Source organism: Marinobacter sp. SBS5, assembly GCF_048285575.1.
Taxonomy (GTDB): Bacteria; Pseudomonadota; Gammaproteobacteria; order Pseudomonadales; family Oleiphilaceae; genus Marinobacter.
On sequence record NZ_JBLWAZ010000003.1, the window covers coordinates 949845 to 971482 of the forward strand.

21 protein-coding genes and 1 other RNA gene are annotated in these 21638 nt (G+C 55.1%); 3 read left to right on the forward strand and 19 right to left on the reverse strand.

Features of this window, described 5'->3' with window-relative positions; genetic code table 11:
- The 13 genes from murC to rsmI form a co-directional block, all read right to left on the reverse strand.
- Positions 1–1446, reverse strand: a complete 1446-nt coding sequence (gene murC / locus ACNQ6O_RS11435) for a UDP-N-acetylmuramate--L-alanine ligase (protein ID WP_418053333.1) — start codon at positions 1444–1446, stop codon at positions 1–3.
- Entirely contained in the window at positions 1439–2524 is a 1086-nt protein-coding gene (gene murG / locus ACNQ6O_RS11440) for an undecaprenyldiphospho-muramoylpentapeptide beta-N-acetylglucosaminyltransferase (RefSeq protein WP_418053334.1), read from the reverse strand. Before murG ends, murC begins: the two co-directional genes overlap by 8 nt.
- Positions 2517–3716 (reverse strand): putative lipid II flippase FtsW, encoded by a 1200-nt coding sequence (gene ftsW / locus ACNQ6O_RS11445; protein ID WP_418053335.1) that lies wholly within the window; start codon positions 3714–3716, stop codon positions 2517–2519. The genes murG and ftsW overlap by 8 nt, the downstream gene beginning before the upstream one ends.
- Complete coding sequence (murD, locus tag ACNQ6O_RS11450; protein WP_418053336.1) at positions 3716–5056, reverse strand: UDP-N-acetylmuramoyl-L-alanine--D-glutamate ligase; 1341 nt, start codon at positions 5054–5056, stop codon at positions 3716–3718. Before murD ends, ftsW begins: the two co-directional genes overlap by 1 nt.
- 15 nt (positions 5057–5071) lie before the next feature.
- Entirely contained in the window at positions 5072–6157 is a 1086-nt protein-coding gene (mraY, locus tag ACNQ6O_RS11455; RefSeq protein WP_418053337.1) for a phospho-N-acetylmuramoyl-pentapeptide-transferase, read from the reverse strand.
- Positions 6142–7539 carry a UDP-N-acetylmuramoyl-tripeptide--D-alanyl-D-alanine ligase gene (locus ACNQ6O_RS11460; protein ID WP_418053338.1) on the reverse strand — a complete coding sequence of 466 codons (1398 nt, stop codon included), beginning with the start codon at positions 7537–7539 and terminating at the stop codon, positions 6142–6144. The genes mraY and ACNQ6O_RS11460 overlap by 16 nt, the downstream gene beginning before the upstream one ends.
- Positions 7536–9020 (reverse strand): UDP-N-acetylmuramoyl-L-alanyl-D-glutamate--2,6-diaminopimelate ligase, encoded by a 1485-nt coding sequence (locus ACNQ6O_RS11465; RefSeq protein ID WP_418053339.1) that lies wholly within the window; start codon positions 9018–9020, stop codon positions 7536–7538. The genes ACNQ6O_RS11460 and ACNQ6O_RS11465 overlap by 4 nt, the downstream gene beginning before the upstream one ends.
- Before the next feature lie 2 nt (positions 9021–9022).
- Positions 9023–10765, reverse strand: a complete 1743-nt coding sequence (locus tag ACNQ6O_RS11470; protein WP_418053340.1) for a peptidoglycan D,D-transpeptidase FtsI family protein — start codon at positions 10763–10765, stop codon at positions 9023–9025.
- 27 nt (positions 10766–10792) lie between these two features.
- On the reverse strand, positions 10793–11197 hold the full coding sequence (gene ftsL, locus ACNQ6O_RS11475) for a cell division protein FtsL (protein WP_418053341.1): 405 nt from the start codon (positions 11195–11197) through the stop codon (positions 10793–10795).
- Between the two features lie 27 nt (positions 11198–11224).
- Positions 11225–12181 (reverse strand): 16S rRNA (cytosine(1402)-N(4))-methyltransferase RsmH, encoded by a 957-nt coding sequence (gene rsmH, locus ACNQ6O_RS11480; RefSeq protein WP_418053342.1) that lies wholly within the window; start codon positions 12179–12181, stop codon positions 11225–11227.
- Positions 12178–12636: a division/cell wall cluster transcriptional repressor MraZ gene (gene mraZ / locus ACNQ6O_RS11485; protein WP_418053343.1), complete on the reverse strand. Its 459-nt coding sequence runs from the start codon at positions 12634–12636 to the stop codon at positions 12178–12180. Before mraZ ends, rsmH begins: the two co-directional genes overlap by 4 nt.
- A gap of 305 nt (positions 12637–12941) precedes the next feature.
- Positions 12942–13291: RNase P RNA component class A (gene rnpB, locus ACNQ6O_RS11490), an RNA gene on the reverse strand.
- 40 nt (positions 13292–13331) lie between these two features.
- Positions 13332–14201 (reverse strand): 16S rRNA (cytidine(1402)-2'-O)-methyltransferase, encoded by an 870-nt coding sequence (gene rsmI / locus ACNQ6O_RS11495; RefSeq protein ID WP_418053344.1) that lies wholly within the window; start codon positions 14199–14201, stop codon positions 13332–13334.
- 143 nt (positions 14202–14344) lie between these two features.
- Here rsmI and ACNQ6O_RS11500 point away from each other — a divergent pair, with 143 nt between their 5' ends.
- The 3 genes from ACNQ6O_RS11500 to ACNQ6O_RS11510 are packed head-to-tail and all read left to right on the forward strand — an operon-like array spanning position 14345 to position 17179.
- Entirely contained in the window at positions 14345–16186 is a 1842-nt protein-coding gene (locus ACNQ6O_RS11500; protein ID WP_418053345.1) for a penicillin-binding protein activator, read from the forward strand.
- Between the two features lie 20 nt (positions 16187–16206).
- Positions 16207–16578 carry a YraN family protein gene (locus ACNQ6O_RS11505; protein WP_418053346.1) on the forward strand — a complete coding sequence of 124 codons (372 nt, stop codon included), beginning with the start codon at positions 16207–16209 and terminating at the stop codon, positions 16576–16578.
- 10 nt (positions 16579–16588) lie between these two features.
- Positions 16589–17179, forward strand: coding sequence for an SIS domain-containing protein (locus tag ACNQ6O_RS11510; protein WP_418053385.1), 591 nt, complete (start codon positions 16589–16591; stop codon positions 17177–17179).
- A gap of 27 nt (positions 17180–17206) precedes the next feature.
- Here ACNQ6O_RS11510 and ACNQ6O_RS11515 read toward each other — a convergent pair whose 3' ends face one another.
- The 6 genes from ACNQ6O_RS11515 to rpsI all read right to left on the reverse strand — a co-directional run bounded on the left by ACNQ6O_RS11515 (position 17207) and on the right by rpsI (position 21628).
- A complete protein-coding gene (locus ACNQ6O_RS11515; RefSeq protein ID WP_418053386.1) occupies positions 17207–17611 on the reverse strand; it encodes a ClpXP protease specificity-enhancing factor in 405 nt (134 codons plus the stop codon).
- A 59-nt stretch (positions 17612–17670) separates the two neighbouring features.
- Positions 17671–18306, reverse strand: a complete 636-nt coding sequence (locus tag ACNQ6O_RS11520; protein ID WP_418053347.1) for a glutathione S-transferase N-terminal domain-containing protein — start codon at positions 18304–18306, stop codon at positions 17671–17673.
- A gap of 106 nt (positions 18307–18412) precedes the next feature.
- Entirely contained in the window at positions 18413–19168 is a 756-nt protein-coding gene (locus ACNQ6O_RS11525; RefSeq protein ID WP_418053348.1) for a cytochrome c1, read from the reverse strand.
- Positions 19168–20400 carry a cytochrome b gene (locus ACNQ6O_RS11530; RefSeq protein ID WP_418053349.1) on the reverse strand — a complete coding sequence of 411 codons (1233 nt, stop codon included), beginning with the start codon at positions 20398–20400 and terminating at the stop codon, positions 19168–19170. The genes ACNQ6O_RS11525 and ACNQ6O_RS11530 overlap by 1 nt, the downstream gene beginning before the upstream one ends.
- Positions 20400–20996: a ubiquinol-cytochrome c reductase iron-sulfur subunit gene (gene petA / locus ACNQ6O_RS11535; protein WP_418053350.1), complete on the reverse strand. Its 597-nt coding sequence runs from the start codon at positions 20994–20996 to the stop codon at positions 20400–20402. The genes ACNQ6O_RS11530 and petA overlap by 1 nt, the downstream gene beginning before the upstream one ends.
- A gap of 239 nt (positions 20997–21235) precedes the next feature.
- Positions 21236–21628, reverse strand: a complete 393-nt coding sequence (gene rpsI, locus ACNQ6O_RS11540) for a 30S ribosomal protein S9 (protein WP_114332874.1) — start codon at positions 21626–21628, stop codon at positions 21236–21238.
- Between the last annotated feature and the right edge of the window lie 10 nt (positions 21629–21638).

The following is a 21638-nucleotide window of genomic DNA, read 5'->3' on the forward strand; positions in this document are numbered from 1 at the left end:
TCACTCACTCTTCGCTACTCCCGCTGCGGCGAGGCGTGCAGCCACACCGCCAATGTCACCGGCGCCTTGGGTAATCAACAAGTCGCCGTCTTGAAGCATTTTTTCCAGAAGACCTTCAATTTCTTGGTTGTCTTCAACAAATACCGGCTCGACGTTGCCGCGCTGGCGAATGCTGCGGCACAGCGCACGACCATCCGCTCCTGGAACCGCTGCCTCGCCCGCCGAATAAACGTCCATCAACAACAGGCCATCGACTTCGGAAAGCACCCGGACAAAATCTTCGTACAGGTCGCGTGTGCGGGTGAAACGGTGAGGCTGATACAGCATCACAATACGGCGATTCGGCCATGCGCCTCGGGCAGCCTTGATGACCGCCTCCACCTCAGTGGGATGGTGACCGTAGTCATCCACCAACGTGGCCTGCGCGTTGGCTGTCTTGTACTCTCCGTATACTTGGAAACGACGTCCCACACCGGCAAAGCCTGCCAAGCCACGACAGATAGCCTTGTCATCAACACCTTCATCGGTGGCCACGGCGATCACTGCAAGCGCGTTCAGAACGTTGTGCCGGCCCGGCATTTTCAGTTCGACATCCAGATCAGGGCGGCCGCCCGGGCGACGCACCACGAAACGGGTCTTGAGGCCGTCCGAAGAAATATTCTCGGCCCGATAGTCTGCATCCGGGTTGTCTATGCCATAGGTGATGATGGCCCGGGAAATGCGCGGGATAATTTCCCGAACATAAGGATCATCCACGCACATAACCGCGATGCCATAGAACGGCAGGTTGTGCAGGAAGTCCACGAAGGTCTGCTTCAGCTTTTCAATATCGCCGCCATAGGTTTCCATATGGTCCGCTTCGATATTGGTGACCACCGAAATCGTGGGGGTCAGGTGCAAGAAGGACGCATCGCTTTCATCGGCTTCAGCCACCAAGTAACGGGAACCACCCAGCTTGGCGTTGGTACCGGCGCTATTGAGCTTGCCACCAATCACGAAGGTGGGGTCCAATCCGGCTTCACCAAAGACCGATGCAATCAGGCTGGTGGTCGTGGTTTTACCGTGAGTACCAGCAACAGCAATACCGTGGCGATAGCGCATAATCTCTGCCAGCATCTCGGCACGAGGTACGATGGGCACCCGGCGACTGCGCGCTGACACCACTTCCGGGTTATCCGAGGACACGGCAGACGACACAACCACGACATCGGCGTTCGCACTGTTTTCTTCACGATGGCCAATATAAACCTGAATGCCCATAGCACGGAGGCGATCGGTTACCACACTCTCTTTGATATCGGAGCCAGATACGTCATAGCCTTGGTTCTTCAGAACCTCGGCAATACCGCTCATACCTGCGCCGCCGATACCAATAAAGTGGATACCGCGAATACGGCGCATTTCGGGAACCTGATACACCAGCGGCGTATTGTTCGAATCAGCCATTGGCGGCCTCCAGACAGTAATTCACAACTCTCTCCGTAGCATCAGGGCGCGCCAGCGAACGGGCGGCCTGTGCCATGTTCAGAATGCGTTCTCGGTTACCCGTCAAATCTTTCAAGGTGTCGGCCAGTACGTCCGGCGTCAGCTGAGATTGGGGCACCAAAATGGCCGCACCCGCTTTTACCATGTGCTGACCATTGCGTGTTTGATGATCGTCCACGGCGTGTGGAAACGGCACCAGCACGGCACCAACACCGGCTGCACACAACTCCGAGACGGTCAAAGCTCCGGCTCGGCAAATCACAAGGTCAGCCCAGTTATAGGCTTCTGCCATATCGCGGATAAACGGCTCAACGCTGGCGTTGATGCCAGCGGATTCATAGGCTTCGCGTGCGGCGTCGGCGTTCTTCTCGCCGCACTGATGTCGCACTTCCGGCCGCTCGCTCTCAGGCAAGATCGCTAACGCTTTAGGCAACTGTTGGTTAAACACCTGAGCCCCCAAGCTTCCGCCTACCACTAAAATCCTTGCCGGCGTGGTTCTTCCGGCCAAACGCTGCTCGGGCACCGGTAGCGCCGCCAAATCTTTGCGCACTGGATTGCCCGTGCAGCGGGTCACCGTCTTATCACCAAAGCTGCCCGGAAAAGCTTCCAGCACAATGCTTGCGAAACGCGTTAGAAGGCGATTGGTCATACCCGCTACGGCATTCTGCTCGTGTATGATCAGCGGCTTGCGCAGCAACCAGGCAGCCACACCGCCCGGCCCGGTAACAAACCCACCCATACCAACAACACAGTCCGGGTTGATCTTGCGCAGCAGTGTGTATGCTTCACCAAGAGCCCGCATCAGGCGGAACGGCGCTAACAGCAATGCCAGCTTGCCTTTGCCCCGCAGCCCCTTGATGTGAATCAAAGACAGCGGAATCTCGGTCTCTCCTATTAACCGCTCTTCCATGCCACCTTTGGCACCGAGCCAATGCACTTCGTGGCCTTGCTCTTGCAGAGCTCGAGCCGTGGCCAGTGCAGGAAATACGTGACCACCCGTTCCACCGGCCATCATCAGGAAGCGACGAGGACTAATCATAAACCGCGCCCCCTCTTACTTTTCGGACAGGCTTTTCTGCAGCCATTTTTTCTTTGTCCAAGCGCTCCATTTCGACCCGCGCCATGATGCCGAGCCCGACGCAGGTAACCAACAAACTGGAACCACCGTAGCTCACCAAAGGAAGAGTCAATCCCTTGGTGGGCAAAAGGCCGGTGGTAACACACATATTGATGGCGGCCTGCAAACCGACCAGCATCGAGATGCCGTAACTGAAACAAGCCCCGAACGGCATACCACTTCGTTCGGCACGGCGACCAATGACGAAACCACTGACCACCAAAGCGGTAAACAGACCTACCACGATCAGCGCCCCCAGAAGGCCGAATTCTTCGGCAATGATCGCGAAGATGAAGTCCGTGTGGGCTTCTGGCAAAAAGAAAAGTTTCTGTACTGAGTTGCCCAGCCCCACGCCGGTCCACTCACCTCGACCAAATGCAATTAACGATTGAGTGAGCTGGTAGCCACTATCAAACTGATCTTTCCAAGGATCGAGATAGCTCACGACCCGCTTCAAACGATATGGCGCACTGACAACCAGTACCGTCCCGGCAACGACCATCAGGCCAATCAGCGGAAGAAAACGCGTGAGCCGAACGCCGCTCAGGAAGATCACTCCGGCAGCCGCGGCACTTAACACCACTGAGGCGCCAAAATCCGGCTCGATCATCAGCAAGCCAACCGCCAGTCCCAGAACCAGCAAAGGCCGGAAAAATCCCGACCAATCGTTCAGCAAGGCTTCCCGGCGGCGCACCACATAACCCGAGAGGTAAGCGATCAAACAAAGCTTGGCCACCTCGGAAACCTGAACGTTGAAGACGCCCATGGGTATCCATCGGGTTGACCCGTTAACCGTGCGACCGAGTGGCGTCAAAACCAAAATCAGAACCATCAAGCCGATACCCAATAGCAGCCAACCACTACGCTCCCACCAGGAAATCGGGATGTTCACGGCAACCAAGGCCGCCAAACAGCCCAGCATGGCGAAAATCACCTGCCTAACCACGTAGTGATAACTGTTACCCAGCGTCGCAGCCGCTACGTCCATAGAAGCCGACGAAATCATCACCATGCCAATCACTAGCAGAGCCACTGAAGTCAGCACCAATACTGGCAGCGGCTGAAATTCAAGACCTTTGGTCTGATGCTGCGGAAAGCTGGCTGCTACTTGCATCACAGCGCCTCCACCAACGCACGGAACTGATCTCCGCGGTCGTTATAATCTTTGAACATGTCAAAACTGGCGCAAGCAGGCGACAACAGTATCCGGTCGCCCGCGCTGGCCACATCCCGAGCTTTCGTTATTGCTTGAGCCAGTGACTCTGCCCGAATCTTTTCGACGTCTTGCCCCAGCGCATCGGACATTGCGCCTGCATCCCGCCCGATCAACACGACGGCGCGACAACACGCGCTAACTGGCCTGGCCAAAGGTGCGAAATCGGCCCCTTTACCATCGCCCCCGGCAATCAAAACCACCTTGCCTTGTTCCTGCGCCAGACTTTCGATCGCAGCGACCGTTGCGCCCACATTGGTGCCTTTTGAATCATTGACGTAATCAACGCCCTCCAGATTCCGAACAAACTCGCAGCGGTGCGGCAAACCACGAAACTCTCGTGCCACATCCAGCATGACAGGCATAGGCAAGCCGGCTGCATGACCTAGCGCCAAGGCAGCCATAACATTGCTGATGTTATGGCGCCCCATCAGTTTCAATTCGCTGGCCAGTAACAAGTTGTCAAAGCCAAACGTAATCCAGGTCCCCCGATCGTCATCCCGGGTACTGAAGGTGTCGGGGTTTACCCGGTTGAAGCCAAAGCACAGAAAGCGCACGTTATCCCGTGCCATCGGCGTACTCAGGGCATCGTCGAGATTCACGACCGCATTCTTGCAGCCCCGATACACCCGTTGTTTAGCTTGAAAATACGCCATTTTGTCCGGGTAACGATCCATGTGATCGTCACTGACATTCAGTACGGTCGCGGCCACGGCATTAAGCGCCTCGGTGGTCTCCAGCTGGAAACTCGACACCTCAAGGATGTACAGGTCCGCGCCCTTACCGAGCAAATCCAGCGCTGGCGTACCAATATTGCCGCCAACTTGCACGTTTCGGTCCGCTGCTTTGGCCATTTCACCCAACAGGGTGGTCACGGTAGTTTTTCCGTTTGACCCGGTGATGGCTATCACGGGCGCATCAGCTGCTTCCGCAAACAGGTCAATATCACCGCGAATAAGCGCGCCCTGATCCGCAGCTGCTGCTATAGCCGGGTCCGCGACACTGATGCCAGGGCTGACCACAAGTTCGCTGAAACCCGCAAACAGGCTCGTATCGAATTCACCCAAATGCACCGGCACTTCCGGCCACCCCGCTTTCAGCTCTTGCAGCCCGGGAGGGTTAGTCCGGCTATCAGCCACCGCCACAGCCCGACCTTGTTCGGACAAATAGCGCACACACGAGAGCCCGGTTTTCCCGAGCCCTACGATCAATGTGCGACGATCCGAAACAATGAGACTCATAGCGACGTTACTTTCCTATCGGAGTTTCAGACTGGCCAAGCCAATCAGTACAAGAACCACGGTGATCACCCAAAACCGCACGATGACTCGCGGCTCCGGCCAACCCTTGAGCTCAAAATGATGGTGCAAAGGCGCCATACGGAAGATCCGGCGCCCGGTCAGGCGGAAGGAAGCCACCTGAAGGATGACCGAGATGGTTTCCATCACAAACACGCCACCCATGATGAACAGCACAATTTCCTGCCGAACAATGACAGCAACCACACCCAGTGCTGCACCCAAGGCCAGCGCACCTACGTCCCCCATAAACACTTGCGCGGGATAGGTGTTGAACCACAAGAAGCCAAGCCCTGCGCCCACGAGCGCGCAACAGAACACGATCAATTCACCGGTGCCCGGGAGGTGCGGAATCAACAGATAATTCGCAAATTGTGCGTGCCCGGATACGTAAGCGAAAATGGCGAGCGCGCCTGCCACCATCACGGTGGGCATAATGGCCAATCCGTCGAGACCGTCGGTGAGATTCACCGCATTACTGCTACCGACAATTACGAAATAGGTCAGCAAAATGAACAGTACTGGCCCCAGAGTCAGCGACACGTTTTTCAGAAACGGCAGATAAAGCGATGTTTCCTGCGGCAAAGTTGAGGTCGCATACAGAACCACGGCGGCAGCTGCCCCGATCACCGATTGCCAAAAATACTTCCAACGTCCTGGCAGGCCACGCGGGTTGCGCTCAACCACTTTGCGGTAGTCATCCACCCAGCCAATCGCTCCGAATAGGATGGTGACCAGCAAAACTGTCCAAACATAACGGTTGCTCAGGTCGGCCCACAGCAAGGTAGAAATGGCAATCGCCACCAAGATCAACGCGCCACCCATGGTCGGCGTGCCGGCTTTGCTGAGATGGGTCTGAGGGCCGTCATCACGGACCGCCTGACCAATCTGGTACTGGCTGAGTTTCCGGATCATCAGTGGACCGATCATTAGCGAAATCAGGAGCGCCGTCAGCACACCCAAAATGGCGCGCACGGTCAGGTACTGAAACACCGTCAGCGCAGAAAAATATTGAGATAAAACCTCTGTCAGCCAGAGCAGCATGCGTTTTTCACCTTTGTCTGCATTCCCTCCACCACGCGATCCATGGCGGAACTTCGAGAACCTTTCACCAGCACAACCATGGCACCCTGTCGACCATCAACGATGGCGTTCACAGCTTGCTCATGGGTCTGGAATTGTTCAGCACCTTGTCCGAAGCCATTGGCATAGCCCCCACAACCGGGACCCACCAGCAACAGACGTTCAATACCTTTTTCTTTGGCGTGCGCACCAACCTCAGCGTGCAGGTCATCGCCCTGCTCACCCAGCTCAGCCATCGCACCCAAGACAGCCACTCGCTGCCCTTCGTATCCTGAAAGCACGTCGATCGCGGCCTTCATGGATGCAGGGTTAGCGTTGTAGCTGTCGTCGATCAGGGTCAACCCCGGCGTAAGCTCTGCCACCTGCAGGCGGCCTTTAACAGCCTGCACGCCACTCAAGCCCTCAACGAGCTGCTGATCACTCGCTCCCAACTCTCGACACGCGGCAATGGCACACAAGGCATTGCTGACATTGTGCTCACCGACGAGCGGTAATGAGAATGTAGAACTCCAACCTTCCGGTCCCTCCGCTGTGACCGTCATAGTCTGATCCGATGCCACCTCAGCGACAGCGTAATAGTCGGCCTCCGGATGATTCTTCCGAGACACACTCACGACCCGGCGTTGGCCGGCTCGCTCACGCCATTGAGCAAAGGCGGGGTCATCACGATTCAGCACGACCAAGCCTTGCTCGGCCACGCCATCAATGATTTCGCCTTTCGCTTTGATGATGTTCTGATAACTACCAAAGCCTTCCAGATGCGCCTGACCGGCATTGGTCAGAATCACCACCTGCGGACGCACAATCGCTACGGTATGAGCGATTTCACCCAGACCACTCGCGCCCAGTTCAACGGCTCCGTACTGATGCTCCGGCGACATCCGGAATAACGTTAACGGCACACCGATGTGGTTATTCAGATTACCTTCGGTCGCCAACACCTCACCCATCTGCTCGAGAATGGATGCGGTTAACTGTCGAACGGTTGTCTTTCCGCTGCTGCCGGTGATGGCAATCAACTTCGCATCGCTCACGTTGCGATTACCAGCTGCCAGCGCCGCAAGTGCGTTCACCGTGTCTTCGACCACCAGCTGAGGCAACGCAACCGACTCGTCCACCGAATCGACAACCGCAGCTACAGCGCCCTGTGAGCGCGCCTGCTCCAGGAATTTGTGGCCATCGAAACGTTCTCCGCGCAGCGCCACAAATAGCTGTCCATCGCCCACCGCGCGAGTATCTGTGGACACGCCCTTAAACTGCACAGCGTCAAGGTCAACAGACTTGCCCGCCAGCGTTGCGCCAAGCCAAGTCTTGGCTTCTGCCAGCGAAAAGGCGCGCATCATGCCACACCTCCATTCAGGTGCAACTGGTTCCGCACCTGTTCGGCATCACTAAATGGCAGTTTTTGGCCAGCTACTTCCTGCCAAGTTTCATGCCCCTTGCCGGCAATCAGCACCAGATCCTTCGGACCGGCCATGGCCACCGCTTCCGCAATTGCCTTCGCCCGGTCGTGGATAACCTGATACTGACCAGCTTCAGAAAAACCTTTCTCAATATCTTTGGCGATTTGTACCGGGTCTTCTGATCTCGGATTGTCATCCGTCACGATGACCACATCCGCACCTTTTTGTGCTTCGGCGGCCATTTCAGGGCGTTTGCCCGGGTCACGGTCACCGCCGCAACCAAACACGCAGATCAACTTACCTTCCGCGTGGGGGCGCAAAGCCGCCAGCGCATTCGACAGGGCGTCGGGAGTGTGGGCGTAATCAACCACCACACAACGCCCGTCTGCACCTGTGTACTTTTCCAATCGGCCCGCAGGAGGCACTAACCGGGAGCAGGCATCAACGGCACGATCAACCGGTACGCCGAGCGTTAACACCGTCGCCAAAGCGGCCAGAACATTGCTCGCGTTGAAGCTACCCAACAGAGGCACCTCCAATTCAAACTCACCCCAGAGACCATCAACCACTGCACGAAAACCCGATGCCGTCGGGGTAAACTCTTTCAACCACAGCTCTGTCTGCGCTTCATGAAGACTGTAACGCACCCGGTCACAAAACCCTTCCGTCTGCTCGTACAACTGACGCCCGAACGGATCATCAAAGTTGATCACAGAAAAGTGCAGTTCTTCACGGCGGAACAAACGTGCCTTAGCCTCGCCATAGGCTTCCATGGTGCCGTGATAATCCAGGTGATCCCGGGTCAGGTTGGTAAATACCGCCCCGGTCATCGCGACTTTATTTATTCGCCCCTGCTCCAAAGCATGGGAGGACACTTCCATGACCGCGGCACGACCGCCGTCACGACGTATTTGGTGCAGTATCCGATTGACCTGAACCACATCGGGCGTGGTATGAGTTGCAGGCTGCAAGTTGCCGGGCATTCCATAACCCAAAGTACCCAGCACGCCGCAGGGTGTACCCGCTTCTTTAAGCAGAGCCGAAATGTATTGCGTGACCGACGTTTTACCGTTGGTACCCGTCACACCAACAACTCGTAAATGCCGGGAAGGATGTTCAAAAAACCGGGTAGCGATGCGCCCTAATTGATCCCGTAGGCCAACAACCGGGACAATCAACGCGCCCTGGCGTTCGTGGCACTCTTGCGGGATTTTCGCTTCCAGCAGAACAGCCGTGGCGCCAGCCGATATCGCTTGTTCGACATAGGCATCTGCAAGGGTCTCCACACCCGACAAAGCAACAAATGCATCGCCAGAGGTAACCTTACGACTGTCCGTCTGCAGGCCATGGATAGTGACATCGAACACCGAAGGTACATCTACGATGCCTTGCAAAAGGGTACTGATCGACGTGATACACATAGCTACCCCCTATCTCCTGACGCGACAGCCACCGGCCCAACACCGGAAACTTCCAGCTCCGGCTTAACGTTTAGCAACCGCAACGCATCCCCCATGACCCGGGCAAACACCGGCGCAGCCACTTCACCACCGTAATACTCGCCAGACTGAGGCGCGTCTACGGCCACTACCGTTACGATTTTCGGGTCGTCAATCGGTGCCATTCCCGCAAAAATGGCCTTGTACATACTGTCTTCATAGCCGTGTGCACCGACGAGGTGTACCGTTCCGGTTTTTCCGCCAGCCGCGTACAAGCCGGGCTGAGCTCTGCCACCAGTACCTTTTGCTACTGCGTCTTTCAGCATCTGCCGGACTTCGTAGGTCACTTTTTCACTCAGAACCCGCTGACCTTGAGGCCTCCGCTCTTGCTTCAGCAGACTGACTGGATACCGAATACCGCCATTGGCCAGCACCATGTACGCCTGCGCCAACTGCAACGCATTTACGCTGAGGCCATAGCCGTATGAAAGCGTTGCTTCTTCAACCGGTCGCCATTTCGGGCGCGCGGGAAGCACACCGACTGCCTCCCCAGGAAAACCAATACCTGTCGCCTGCCCCAAGCCCATACGAGAGAACAGGTTGCTTAAAACATCCCCGCCTAGATCATTCGCTATTTTGCTGACCCCGACGTTGCTGGATTTGACGATGATCTTGGTCAAGTCCATCACGCCGTAATTGCGATGATCCCGAATGGTGAAACGTCCGAAACGACGATAGCCGGGCGACGTGTCGATGGTGCTATTGGCGCTGTACTCACCAGACTCCAGAGCCGCTGCGATGGTCAGCGGCTTGATGGTGGAACCTGGCTCAAACAAATCGGTGATGGCCTTATTGCGCAAATTCTCGACCGCCAACTGAGACCGGTCATTCGGGTTGTAAGACCCCTGATTAACCATCGCCAGCACTTCGCCCGTACTGACATCCAGCATAACTAACGTGCCACCGCGAGCCTTATGGGCACCGACAACTGCTTTCAATTCCCGGTAGGCGAGATACTGGAGCCGGAGATCGATACTCAACTCAAGATCCTTACCCGGGCGAGCATCGCGCACCAACATAAGATCTTTAATGATGTGACCGCGACGATCCTTCAGTACTCGTTTGGCACCCGGCTCACCTTCGAGCCATTGGTTATAGGCCAGTTCAATACCTTCCTGGCCATCCTCATCAATATTGGTGAACCCGACAACGTGCGCGGTCACTTCGCCCGCAGGGTAGTAGCGCCGATATTCCTGACGGGCATAGATGCCTCCCAGGCCCAGCGCCAAAGCCTCTTTTGCCATCGCAGGCTGCACTTTGCGGCGCAGGTAAATAAATTCACGACTGGCATAATCACGAAGGCGCTGGCGCAGCTCCCCTTCGGACAACTCCAACACGCGGGCAAGCACCGCCAACTTAGGGTGTTCAGGATCAATCTCTGACGGGTTCGCCCACACAGTCTGGACCGGTGTACTCACCGCCAACGGCTCCCCATGGCGATCAGTGACCACGCCACGATGAGCATCAATCGACTCGGTGCGAATGGTCCGGACATCGCCCTGCTGGCGCAGGAAATCATTGTCGACGACAAGCAAATCGGTCAGGCGCCAGCCAATGCCCAGCATCACCATCAGAAAAACGCCCAGCACAGAGTAAAAGCGCCAAGCTTTCAAGCCTGCCGCCAGTCGCTGCACCCTGCTGTTTGTCTGTTCGCTTCGAGCGGACAAATTGGCCACCTTGCTGCTGTTATAGTTTTAGTTAGCCGCAATCGGCGTCATCAAAGGCACCAGCACGATATCCTGGCGCCCGGGAACCCTCATACCAAAACGTTCTGCTGCCAACTTCTCAACACGCCCATGGGCACTCAGAGCACTCTGCTCTAATAACAGCTGACTCCATTCCCGCTCATGCGCGTCGCGTTGCTGCTGCAGCGTCGACAGTGTATTGAACAGCTCCCGGTTCTCGTGGGCGCTCACCACCACACCAATGGCCGATACCGTTAGCGCCAGTATCAGCACCAAAGACACGAGCACCTGTCTTTCACAAGCTGCCTCAAAGACTTCTCTGGAAACACGAACCGCGGAGACAACGCCGTCTCTGACCTTCTCTTTATTGAGCTTTGCGGTTTTCGTTGGTTGTTCTATAGCTACGGCGCCCATGGCGTCTCGCTCCCTTGCGAATTCGCTTCAGTGAGTTCTTCGTTCCAGCACTCGCATAACAGCGCTGCGGGCCCGAACGTTCTCGTCTATTTCGTGATCGCTGGCCTTATTGGCCTTACCGATCAGACGGTAAGAAGACTGCATCTGCTCTGCCGTCACTGGCACACCTTTTGGAATCTTTGGCCCTTGAGCCAGATCTCTCATAAACCGCTTTACCAAGCGATCTTCCAGAGAATGAAAACTGATCACTACCAACCTGCCGCCGGGCGCCAGACGCTCTGCGGCGACCTTTAACCCGACTTCCAAGTCTTCCAGCTCCCGATTGATAAAGATTCGGATCGCCTGAAAGGTGCGTGTTGCCGGGTGTTTATGCTTCTCTTTCTTCGGTACTGCTTCGGCCACCAACTCAGCCAACTGCCGAGTTGTTACCAAAGGCTCTTCAGCTCGGCGCTGAACTACCAAACGCGCAATACGGCGAGAGAAACGCTCTTCGCCGTACCGGAAAATCACATCTGCAATGTCTTTCTCGTCAGCACTGGCCAACCATTGCGCGGCGCTTGGCGCCTGCTGCGGATTCATCCGCATGTCTAAAGGACCGTCCCGCATGAAGGAAAAGCCGCGAGCGGCATCGTCCAGCTGCGGCGACGACACCCCCAGATCCATCAACACACCGTTGACAGTTGGCCACTGTTGAGCGTCCAACGCCCCAGCCAGCTCGGAAAATGAGCCGTGAAACCAGTCAAAGCGCTGATCACCGGCCGCCAGCTCCTCAGCCACCCGAATTGCCTCCGGATCTTTATCAATACCCAACAAGCGCCCTTGTTCGTTGAGCTGACTCAGAATCAGCCGACTATGGCCACCGCGCCCGAATGTGGCATCGACATAACAGCCTGAGGCGTCGTTAATCAGGTAATCGACAGCTTCGTCGAGCAACACGGACCGATGCTTGAACCCTTCAACCGCGTCAGGATCTGGCTTGGTCATAGTGACAACGCCTCCATCTCGGGCGGCACATCGTCATCATCAGACGACTCATCCAGCCAAGCCAACCAACGTTCTTCGCTCCAGAGCTCCCATTTATTTCCCTGACCAATCAACATCAATTTCTTTTCCAGATACGCGTAACTTCGGAGCGTGGGCGGCACCAGAATACGGCCTGCCGAATCCAGTTCCATGGGCGCGGCATTACCCAGCATCAGACGCTGCAAGCGCCGAACCGGTTTCTTAATATTGGGCAGAGCCTCAATTTTGGGGCGCAAGGCTTCCCATTCGGGTTCCGGGTACAGCAGCACGCAACGCTCTTCATCGGTATTGGCACTGGCAGTCAAAACAATACGGCCACCACAAAGCTGCGCGAGCTCTTCGCGCAGCTTTGTCGGGATCGCCAAGCGACCCTTTGCGTCCATATTGATGGCATGACTGCCAAGAAAGTTGCTCATTTACGCCGTATCCAAGGGTGCTAATTCCACAAAAAACCACTAGAAACCACTTTTTCCCACTTCCGCACACTATAGAAACACGCAAAAGACAATGCAAGCGCCGCTTTCGCCGGCACAACGCCAAAAGTTCCTTTAACGACAATAGGTTACGAATTAGAAATTTATGGAGAGTCTAAAAAGGCGAGGAGAAGTATTGAAAAAACAAGAACCTGCAAGGCGTTCTGGACACTCAACCTAAAGTATAAGATCTTTTGGCTATAACCGCAGGGTTGTGAGAAGTACGCACATTAAATAATGATAGGAAAAAAGAGAGCTCGCCGATAAGCCGGGTTCTGTCGTGGACAGTCATTCATCTAGGGCCTGCGTCACCACAGGCCTCAAGCAACCTACCCGAATCCAGCGCGGGCCACGCCAACGGATTCCTATTTGGTCTTGCTCCAGGTGGGGTTTACCATGCCGTGAACTGTTGCCAGTCACGCGGTGCGCTCTTACCGCACCATTTCAACCTTACCGGCGCCCGAAGGCACTTAGGCGGTATATTTTCTGTTGCACTTTCCGTCGACTCGCGCCGCCCAGGCGTTACCTGGCACCTTGCCCTATGGAGCCCGGACTTTCCTCCCCCGGTAAAACCGGCGGCGACTGTCTGGCGAGCTCGGGGCTGACAATACCCCTGCCGCCGCCAGCACGCAAGTGCTTTAGCCCTCCTTCATCTCCAACGCGCGCTGATAGAGCTCGTTTTTGCCCAAACCGCACACATCCGCCACGATTCTCGCCGCCTTTTTGACGGGCAACTCTTTCACCAGCATAGCCAGCAGCTTGTCGGCATCAACTGAAGCCTCGGCGCCCGGTGAATCTTCCGAGCCCCGGATCATCACCACGAACTCCCCTTTGGAGCCATGCGGGTCGGCTTGCAGCTCCGACAATACCTTACCAGCGGGGCCCGCATAGAAGGTCTCGAAGGCCTTGGTCAGCTCCCGACCTAACACGCACTCCCGGTCGCCCCCCATCACCTCAATTAGATCTTCCATAAAATCGGTAATTCGGTGAGGAGACTCATAGAACACCAGTGTCGCCGGCTGATGCCTAAAACCTTCCAGCGCGGATTTTCGCCCAACCCGCTTGGCCGGCAAAAAGCCCGCAAACAAGAACTGATCGGTCGGCAAACCGGCCGCCGAAAGCGCAGCCACCAGCGCACATGCGCCGGGTATCGGTGAAACCGGATAACCAGCTGCCCGAGCCTCTCGCACCAGTATATACCCAGGATCTGAAATCAGAGGCGTACCCGCATCGGACACCAAGGCTACACTCTGCCCTTTCGACAAGGCATCAAGGACCTGACTGACCCGAGCGCGCTCGTTGTGATCATGGAGCGCAAGCATCTGCTTGTTTAGCCCAAGATGCTGAAGTAGCCTGCCGCTGTGGCGGGTATCCTCTGCCGCCACCAAATCAGCTTTGGCCAACACTTGGCGCGCGCGCTCCGTCAAATCGTCAAGATTTCCGATCGGCGTAGCGACAACGTAAAGCTGGCCACCGACACTAACGGGCGTTCGCTCAGAACTGGGCATAAAATGACTCCGGAGAATTAATAACACTGTTTTATAGCCGGCCCATGACAGGCACGTCATGTGAAATACGCCGGGAGCTGGTAAACTTGCCAGCTAATTAGCGGCATCACAAGCCCAATGATCCGGAGACCACCGAGCCTGCCATGATGACATACCGCAACTCATTACCTACGTTTACGCTTCTTGCCGTACTGATGACTCTGTTTAGCGGCTGCGCTTCCATTAATCTGGAAACCCATGTTGCCGAGACGCCGGAACAAGCCCTATCAATAGCGGCCGATGAAAACGATCCTCAACGCGCCCAACGTTACCTTCTCCGCGTAGCCAGCGATTACCAAGAAAAAGGCAACCATCTCGCGGCCAGAAAAATACTTCGGCACGATCTGCTAAAATCCGCTCAGGGCCAGCCTCAGGAACAGCGGCGACTGCTTGCCATGGCGAGTACGATCGAACTCGAAGATCACGACTGGGCAAAAGAACTCGCAGCAACCAGCGAGACCGAAGACTTCCTTAACTACCCCAGTGATTTACTGGCTCGGGCGGCACACCTGCAAGCACAAACACAAAGCCTGGCAGGCAAGCCTCTCGATGCCACCATGACCCTGATTTTGCTCGGCCAAACCGACAGCAGCACAAGCCCCCAGAAGCTTCATGACAAAATCTGGAACCAACTAAAAAGCGTCAGCGCAACAAAGTTACAGTCCAGCACCAGCAATGCCATCGGATTCGAAAACCAAGGCTGGCTGGAACTGGCTTCTACACTCAGCAACGCTGACGGCAACCTCGATGCTCAAGGCAGACTCATTCGTCAGTGGCAAAACAACTGGCCGGGACACCCGGCCGCCCAAACGCTGCCAAAAGAACTCGCCCTCATGGCCGACATTTCCTCCTCTCGCCCCGAAAACATTGTCTTGGCACTGCCGCTCAACGGCCCACTGGCTAGCGCGGGTAAAGCCATCCGAGACGGCTTCATCGCCGCCTATTACAACGACAGCAGCGCCAATCGCAGCAAAACCGATATTCGAGTTGTCGATACAGCCAACCAGTCGTTCCGAGACCTATACAACAAACTCAGCACCAGCAAAGCAGACTTGATCGTTGGCCCCCTTGAGAAAAGCGGCCTGGCCGAACTCTCTGACATGAATACTCTCCCGGTGCCGGTGCTGGGCCTGAATTATCTGCCGAGCGACAGCAAAGCCCCTAATGGCCTTTACCAATACGGACTCTCTGCCGAGGATGAAGCACGGCAAATTGCGCAACAGCTTGCCGAACACAACATCACGCGCATCCTGGCCCTGATCCCGAATGGCGAGTGGGGCGATCGGGTTGCTGCGGCCCTGACAACCAAGCTTCAGGAGACTGGCGTAACGGCCTTGCAGGTGCAGCGCTTCTTTCCCGAGGACAACCTTCGCGCCATCACAGCAGATGTCCTCGGGGTCACCGCATCCCGGCAGCGAGCAATCGATGTCGAACGCACAATTGGCCTGAATGTCGAATTCGAACCCCGGCCACGCCAAGATGCCGAGGCCATTGTGATGGTTGCGGCCCCGACGATCGCCAGGCAATTCAAGCCTCTGTTCGCATTCTACTTTGCTGGCAACCTCCCCGTTTACGCTCCGTCTATAACCTACGAGGGCGTCCCTAACCCAAGCCGGGACCGTGATTTAAACGACGTTATCTTTACCGATATCCCCTGGGTTCTTGCGGAAGACAACCCCCTCCGCAGTAACGCGGAACAGTATCTAAGCGGCACCAAAGGCCAATTGGGACGACTATTTGCGATGGGTGCGGACGCCTGGCAACTCAGCAAGCGTTTACCGCTCCTGCAACAAGTCAAAGATGCCGCCATTAACGGACATACCGGCACACTGACTATGGACCCGTCAGGCTCAATACACAGAGAACAACTGTGGGCCAAATTCATTAATGGCACACCTGAAGTGCTGGAAACCAAAACCCCAGACGCACTCGTATCTGACGAATAACAACCAACCAGCGACAACTCATGGCCAAGGACGGCAAAAAGGCTGTAGGCGACTTCTATGAAGGGGTAGCCGCCCGCTATCTCATCAGCCGGGGCATCTCCATACTTGAACGCAACGTCTATAACCGGGGCGGAGAAATTGATCTTATCGGGCTCGACGGCAATTCGCTGGTGTTTTTTGAAGTTCGATACCGGAAAACAAACAGCTTGGTGGATCCTCTAAACTCCATCACCCCAAGCAAACAAAAGCGCTTGGTACGAGCAGCCTCGTTTTACCTTCACAAACACAACCTTTGGGATGCGGAGACGCGCATCGACGTGGTCGGTATTACGCCGGGAACTACCAGCAAATACCGGGTACAATGGGTTAAAAATGCAATTCAGGCAGGTTAATACTGGCACCATGACCAACACTGAAGAACGAATTAATTACTGGTTTGCAAACCACATGGAACAGACAGCGCAAGCCGCCGTCACGGCAGGCCCTGCAATCGGGGGTGTCGCAGACGCGTTTGTGGGCACATTGCTTCAGGATGGCAAAATCATCGCTTGCGCGAACGGCAACGCGAACGTGCTTACCCAATACCTGTGCACAGCGCTCCTTTCCCGATTTGATCAAGATCGTCCCGCGCTTCCCGCCATCAACCTAGGCGCGGATGCGACTACCTACTCCGCTATCTGCCGAGATAATCGCTTCAACGATACATTTTCAAGACAAGTGAGAGCGATAGGCAAGCCTGGGGATCTGCTGTTTGTGGTCGTTGACGATGGCCACAAAGCCAACTTGATTCAGGCCATTCAAGCTGCCCACGACCGGGAAATGATGGTCGTCGTCCTCAGCGCACGGGAAAAGTCCGACATCACCTCTCTGATGCACCCGGAAGACCACGAAGTCGCACTAAACGATTTGGCACCTCACGAAGCCACACCACTCATGATGGTAATCATCAACGCCTTGTGCGATCAGATTGACGCGAAACTATTTGGCGGATAAGGAAAAAGCCGGCGAACCGGCTTTTTTCTATTTCACTACCTTCAGCATTGGCCTGCCCGAAGGCCGCTCGTCCGCTTTCTGGGCTGGAGCATCATCCCCACCCCCTTCAGGATCAGGAAAACCGGGTTCACTGCCGAACACCATCCCCTCACCGTTTTCTTTCGCGTAGATTGCCAGCACGGCCTGCAGAGGGATAAACACCTGCATGGGCACGCCACCAAACCGAGCGCTAAACTCGATCGCCCCGTTACCAATCACCAGCCCTCTTACGGCGCCAGTGCTGATATTCAGGACAATCTGACCATTCGCCACGTGCTCTGTTGGCACCTGAACGCCCTGAACCCCCGCATCCACCACGATATATGGCGTGCAGTCGTTATCCAGGATCCATTCATTGAGCGCCCTTACCAAGTAGGGGCGGCTGGAGGTCATGGCAATATTTAAATCAGACACTACAACAACTCCTGATTTGGAATCCGGGCGCTAAACCATCAGCTCCGAATATCTTCTTCTAAGTCAGAAAGGCTAGCCTTAAAGCCTTCGCGACTAAAGATACCCTCCATATACTTGAGCAACGGCTTGGCCTGCTTATCCTTATCGCTCAGCTCGATACCCAAAGCCGGCAGACGCCACAGAATCGGCGCAATACAGCAGTCAACAATGGTGAACTCTTCAGACAAGAAGAACGGCATTTCCGCAAACAAAGGTCCGGTTGCCAGCAAGCTTTCTTTCAGCTCTTTACGAGCAGCGTCTGAAGCCTTGCCTGTTGGCTGAGCAACAATCTGATCAACTAACGCACACCAGTCTTTCTGAATGCGGTGGATCATCAAACGACTGTTGGCTCGTGCAACGGGGTACACAGGCAAAAGCGGTGGATGCGGGAAACGCTCATCCAAATACTCCATCATGATGTTAGGCTCGTACAGAACCAAATCACGATCCACCAATGTCGGTACGGCGTTGTACGGGTTCAGATCCGCCAATTCTGCCGGAGGGTTGTCCGGCTCAACATCAACAACATCAACGGTAACACCCTTCTCAGCCAGCACAATCCGCACACGATGGCTGTAATGGCTGTTAGGGTCCGAGAAAAAAGTCATTGATGACCGCTTGGTCACAACGCCCATATAAGCTACCTCACGATTCTAAAATCGAAACAATCCAATAAACGCAAAAAACCAGCGGTCCTTGAGGGACCGCTGGAATCTAGGATTAAGGATTATACCTTAAATCTTAATGTACGTCTTTCCAGTACTCGCGATTGAGCAAGTATGCGAAGACGAAGAAGATGGCCACGAAGATCAGCACGAAAATACCAAGACGCTCGCGCTCAACCTTTACCGGGTCACCCATATAGGACATGAAGTTGGTCAGGTCCCACATTGCCTGATCGAACTCAGCACCGCTCATGCTGCCTTCGATGGCGTACTCAGGGCACACATCACCGTTATTGATGTTACCGCTGAGAGGTTCAACTGTAGGCTTCACGCCAATGTTGGGCTTGACAGCACACAGACCTTGCAGACCTACCAACACATGAGGCATACCAACGAGATCGAAGACCACGTTGTTCACGCCCAATGGACGGCTTTCGTCTTTGTAGAAGCCACGCAGGTATGAATACACCCAAGACTCACCACGCAAACGAGTTTCCAGCGTCAGATCAGGTGGCGGAGCGCCGAACCAACCTGCAGCCATGCCTTTGTCCATGGAGTTTTTCATCAACTCCCCGATCTTGGCGCCGGTGAAAATCAGGTTTTCCTCATACAGCGCTGCCGGAATTTCCAAATCCTCGGAAACACGCTTGTAACGTGCGTATTCCATGGAATGGCAACCCATGCAGTAGTTGGTGAACAAAGCCGCACCGCGCTGCAGAGACGCTTTATCCGTATGATCCGGGGCCATCTCATCCAGAGGAACCGCGGCACCCGCTGCCAGCCCGAGAGCCGGCAGGATCGCTATGAAAAGACCAAATATCAGCTTTCTCATTATCCTGTCACCCTCTCTGGCACTGGCTTGGTTTTCTCCATGCGTGTGTAGAACGGCATGAGAATAAAGTAAGCGAAGTACAGCGCGGTCAGGACCTGGGCAACAGCGGTACGACCTTCCGTCGCCGGAACGATGCCCAGGTAACCCAACACCACAAAGCTGATCACGAAAATCGCCAGAGCAATCTTGCTGAGCCAGCCTTTATAGCGGATTGACCGAACCGGGCTTCTGTCCAGCCAAGGCAGCACGAACAGAATTGCAATCGCGGCACCCATGACAACCACACCCCAGAACTTGGCATCGAGACCGAACAGGTCAACCGTTACCGCACGCAACATGGCGTAGAAGGGCGTGAAGTACCATACCGGAGCAATGTGGGCCGGCGTCTTCAGGTTGTTAGCTGGTTCGAAGTTTGGCTTCTCGAGGAACAGACCACCCATTTCAGGGAAGAAGAACACCACAATAAAGAAGATAAAGAAGAACACCGCCACACCCAGCAAATCATGCACTGAGTAGTATGGGTGGAACGGAATACCGTCTTTCGGAATACCGTTTTCGTCCTTGTTCTTTTTGATGTCGATGCCGTCAGGGTTGTTTGAGCCCACTTCGTGCAACGCCAGAATGTGCAGCACAACCAGCGCCAGTAGAACGATCGGTAGCGCAACCACGTGCAGCGCGAAGAAGCGGTTCAGTGTGATACCGGAAATCAGGTAGTCACCTCGAATCCACAAAGACAGATCTTCACCGATGACCGGGATAGCGCCAAACAGGTTAACGATAACCTGAGCACCCCAGTAAGACATCTGACCCCAAGGCAGCAGGTAGCCCATAAAGGCTTCCGCCATCAGCACCAGATAAATCAGCATACCGAAGATCCAGATCAGCTCACGGGGCTTCTGGTAAGAGCCGTACATCAAGCCACGGAACATGTGAAGGTAAACCACCACAAAGAACGCCGACGCACCGGTAGAGTGCAGGTAACGCAACAACCAACCCCACTCAACATCACGCATGATGTACTCAACGGAGGCGAATGCGCCTTCGCCAGACGGGTTGTAGCTCATCGTCAGCCAGATACCGGTAACCAACTGGTTAACCAGAACAAGCATGGCCAGAGAGCCAAAGAAATACCAGAAGTTAAAGTTCTTGGGCGCGTAATACTTCCCAACGTGCTTATTCCAGGCATCGATGACCGGTAGACGCTCATCTACCCAATTCAGAAGTTTTTGCATTACGCTGCCTCCGGATCAAGACCAATCGTCAAGGTCGAATCGTTATCGAACCGGTAAGGCGGCACCACCAGGTTCAAAGGTGCCGGCTGCCCGTTGAGCACTCGGCCCGACAGATCGAACTTAGAGCCGTGACATGGACAGAAGAATCCACCCAACCACTCTTCACCCAAGTCAGCTGGAGCCACCTCAGGACGATAAGTAGGCACACACCCCAGATGCGTACAGATACCCACAAGAACCATAAACTCCGGATTAAGAGAGCGATAGGTTCCTTTGATGTATTCTGGCTGCTGACTGGCTGCTGTTGATTCCGGATCTTTTAACCGCGGGGTCATTTCCTCAACGCGATCCAGCATTTCTTTGGACCGCCGAATAACCCAAACCGGCTTACCTCGCCACTCAACAGTCACCTGCTGACCTGGCTCAATTTTGTCGACATTCATTGTTACCGGAGCACCGGCCGCTTCCGCTTTCGCACTGGGGTTCCAGGACGCTACGAAAGGAACGGCTGCACCGACGACGCCGACACCACCTACCACGGATGTGGCACCGATTAGAAATCGGCGCCGACCTTGGCTCACGTCGCCATTACTCATTATGGTTTTCTCCCATCAGGCGAGGCACAGACGCGGAAACACCGATACTGCGCTTCGAAAAGGACTTCACAACCCAAAATTATAAGCGAGGAAATGGTAATGAAATTAACCTTAGCTTACAAGTTAGAAAGGCCCGGTGCTGGCCCTATCCCTGCGCCAGATCAAAATTTTTTACAGCCTCCAGACACAAAAAAACCCGACCAAAAGATCGGGTTTTTTCCATCGGCACGAAGTGCTGATTAACGCTTGGAGAACTGCGGACGCTTACGCGCTTTACGCAGACCAACCTTCTTACGCTCAACCTTACGAGCATCACGGGTAACGTAACCCGCTTCACGCATAGCTGGACGCAGAGTTTCGTCGTAATCCATCAGGGCGCGAGTCAGACCGTGGCGAATTGCGCCAGCCTGACCACTGATACCACCACCCTTAACAGTGATATTGATATCAAAACGATCTTCAGAACCCGCAACAACCAGCGGCTGACGAACGATCATCCGAAGAGTCTCACGACCGAAAAATTCTTCGATTGTGCGACCGTTGATAGAGATGTTACCGCTTCCCGGCTTGATAAAAACCCGAGCCGTGGATGACTTGCGGCGACCAGTACCGTAATTTTGTGCTACAGACATATTCGCCTTC

What these genes read in the sequence shown, in the direction of transcription:
- murC (WP_418053333.1), bottom strand. Translation starts at nt 1,446, where the DNA reads ATGGCTGATTCGAACAATACGCCGCTGGTGTATCAGGTTCCCGAAATG.
- murG (WP_418053334.1), bottom strand. Translation starts at nt 2,524, where the DNA reads ATGATTAGTCCTCGTCGCTTCCTGATGATGGCCGGTGGAACGGGTGGT.
- ftsW (WP_418053335.1), bottom strand. Translation starts at nt 3,716, where the DNA reads ATGCAAGTAGCAGCCAGCTTTCCGCAGCATCAGACCAAAGGTCTTGAA.
- murD (WP_418053336.1), bottom strand. Translation starts at nt 5,056, where the DNA reads ATGAGTCTCATTGTTTCGGATCGTCGCACATTGATCGTAGGGCTCGGG.
- mraY (WP_418053337.1), bottom strand. Translation starts at nt 6,157, where the DNA reads ATGCTGCTCTGGCTGACAGAGGTTTTATCTCAATATTTTTCTGCGCTG.
- ACNQ6O_RS11460 (WP_418053338.1), bottom strand. Translation starts at nt 7,539, where the DNA reads ATGATGCGCGCCTTTTCGCTGGCAGAAGCCAAGACTTGGCTTGGCGCA.
- ACNQ6O_RS11465 (WP_418053339.1), bottom strand. Translation starts at nt 9,020, where the DNA reads ATGTGTATCACGTCGATCAGTACCCTTTTGCAAGGCATCGTAGATGTA.
- ftsL (WP_418053341.1), bottom strand. Translation starts at nt 11,197, where the DNA reads ATGGGCGCCGTAGCTATAGAACAACCAACGAAAACCGCAAAGCTCAAT.
- rsmH (WP_418053342.1), bottom strand. Translation starts at nt 12,181, where the DNA reads ATGACCAAGCCAGATCCTGACGCGGTTGAAGGGTTCAAGCATCGGTCC.
- mraZ (WP_418053343.1), bottom strand. Translation starts at nt 12,636, where the DNA reads ATGAGCAACTTTCTTGGCAGTCATGCCATCAATATGGACGCAAAGGGT.
- rsmI (WP_418053344.1), bottom strand. Translation starts at nt 14,201, where the DNA reads ATGCCCAGTTCTGAGCGAACGCCCGTTAGTGTCGGTGGCCAGCTTTAC.
- ACNQ6O_RS11500 (WP_418053345.1), top strand. Translation starts at nt 14,345, where the DNA reads ATGATGACATACCGCAACTCATTACCTACGTTTACGCTTCTTGCCGTA.
- ACNQ6O_RS11505 (WP_418053346.1), top strand. Translation starts at nt 16,207, where the DNA reads ATGGCCAAGGACGGCAAAAAGGCTGTAGGCGACTTCTATGAAGGGGTA.
- ACNQ6O_RS11510 (WP_418053385.1), top strand. Translation starts at nt 16,589, where the DNA reads ATGACCAACACTGAAGAACGAATTAATTACTGGTTTGCAAACCACATG.
- ACNQ6O_RS11515 (WP_418053386.1), bottom strand. Translation starts at nt 17,611, where the DNA reads ATGACCTCCAGCCGCCCCTACTTGGTAAGGGCGCTCAATGAATGGATC.
- ACNQ6O_RS11520 (WP_418053347.1), bottom strand. Translation starts at nt 18,306, where the DNA reads ATGGGCGTTGTGACCAAGCGGTCATCAATGACTTTTTTCTCGGACCCT.
- ACNQ6O_RS11525 (WP_418053348.1), bottom strand. Translation starts at nt 19,168, where the DNA reads ATGAGAAAGCTGATATTTGGTCTTTTCATAGCGATCCTGCCGGCTCTC.
- ACNQ6O_RS11530 (WP_418053349.1), bottom strand. Translation starts at nt 20,400, where the DNA reads ATGCAAAAACTTCTGAATTGGGTAGATGAGCGTCTACCGGTCATCGAT.
- petA (WP_418053350.1), bottom strand. Translation starts at nt 20,996, where the DNA reads ATGAGTAATGGCGACGTGAGCCAAGGTCGGCGCCGATTTCTAATCGGT.
- rpsI (WP_114332874.1), bottom strand. Translation starts at nt 21,628, where the DNA reads ATGTCTGTAGCACAAAATTACGGTACTGGTCGCCGCAAGTCATCCACG.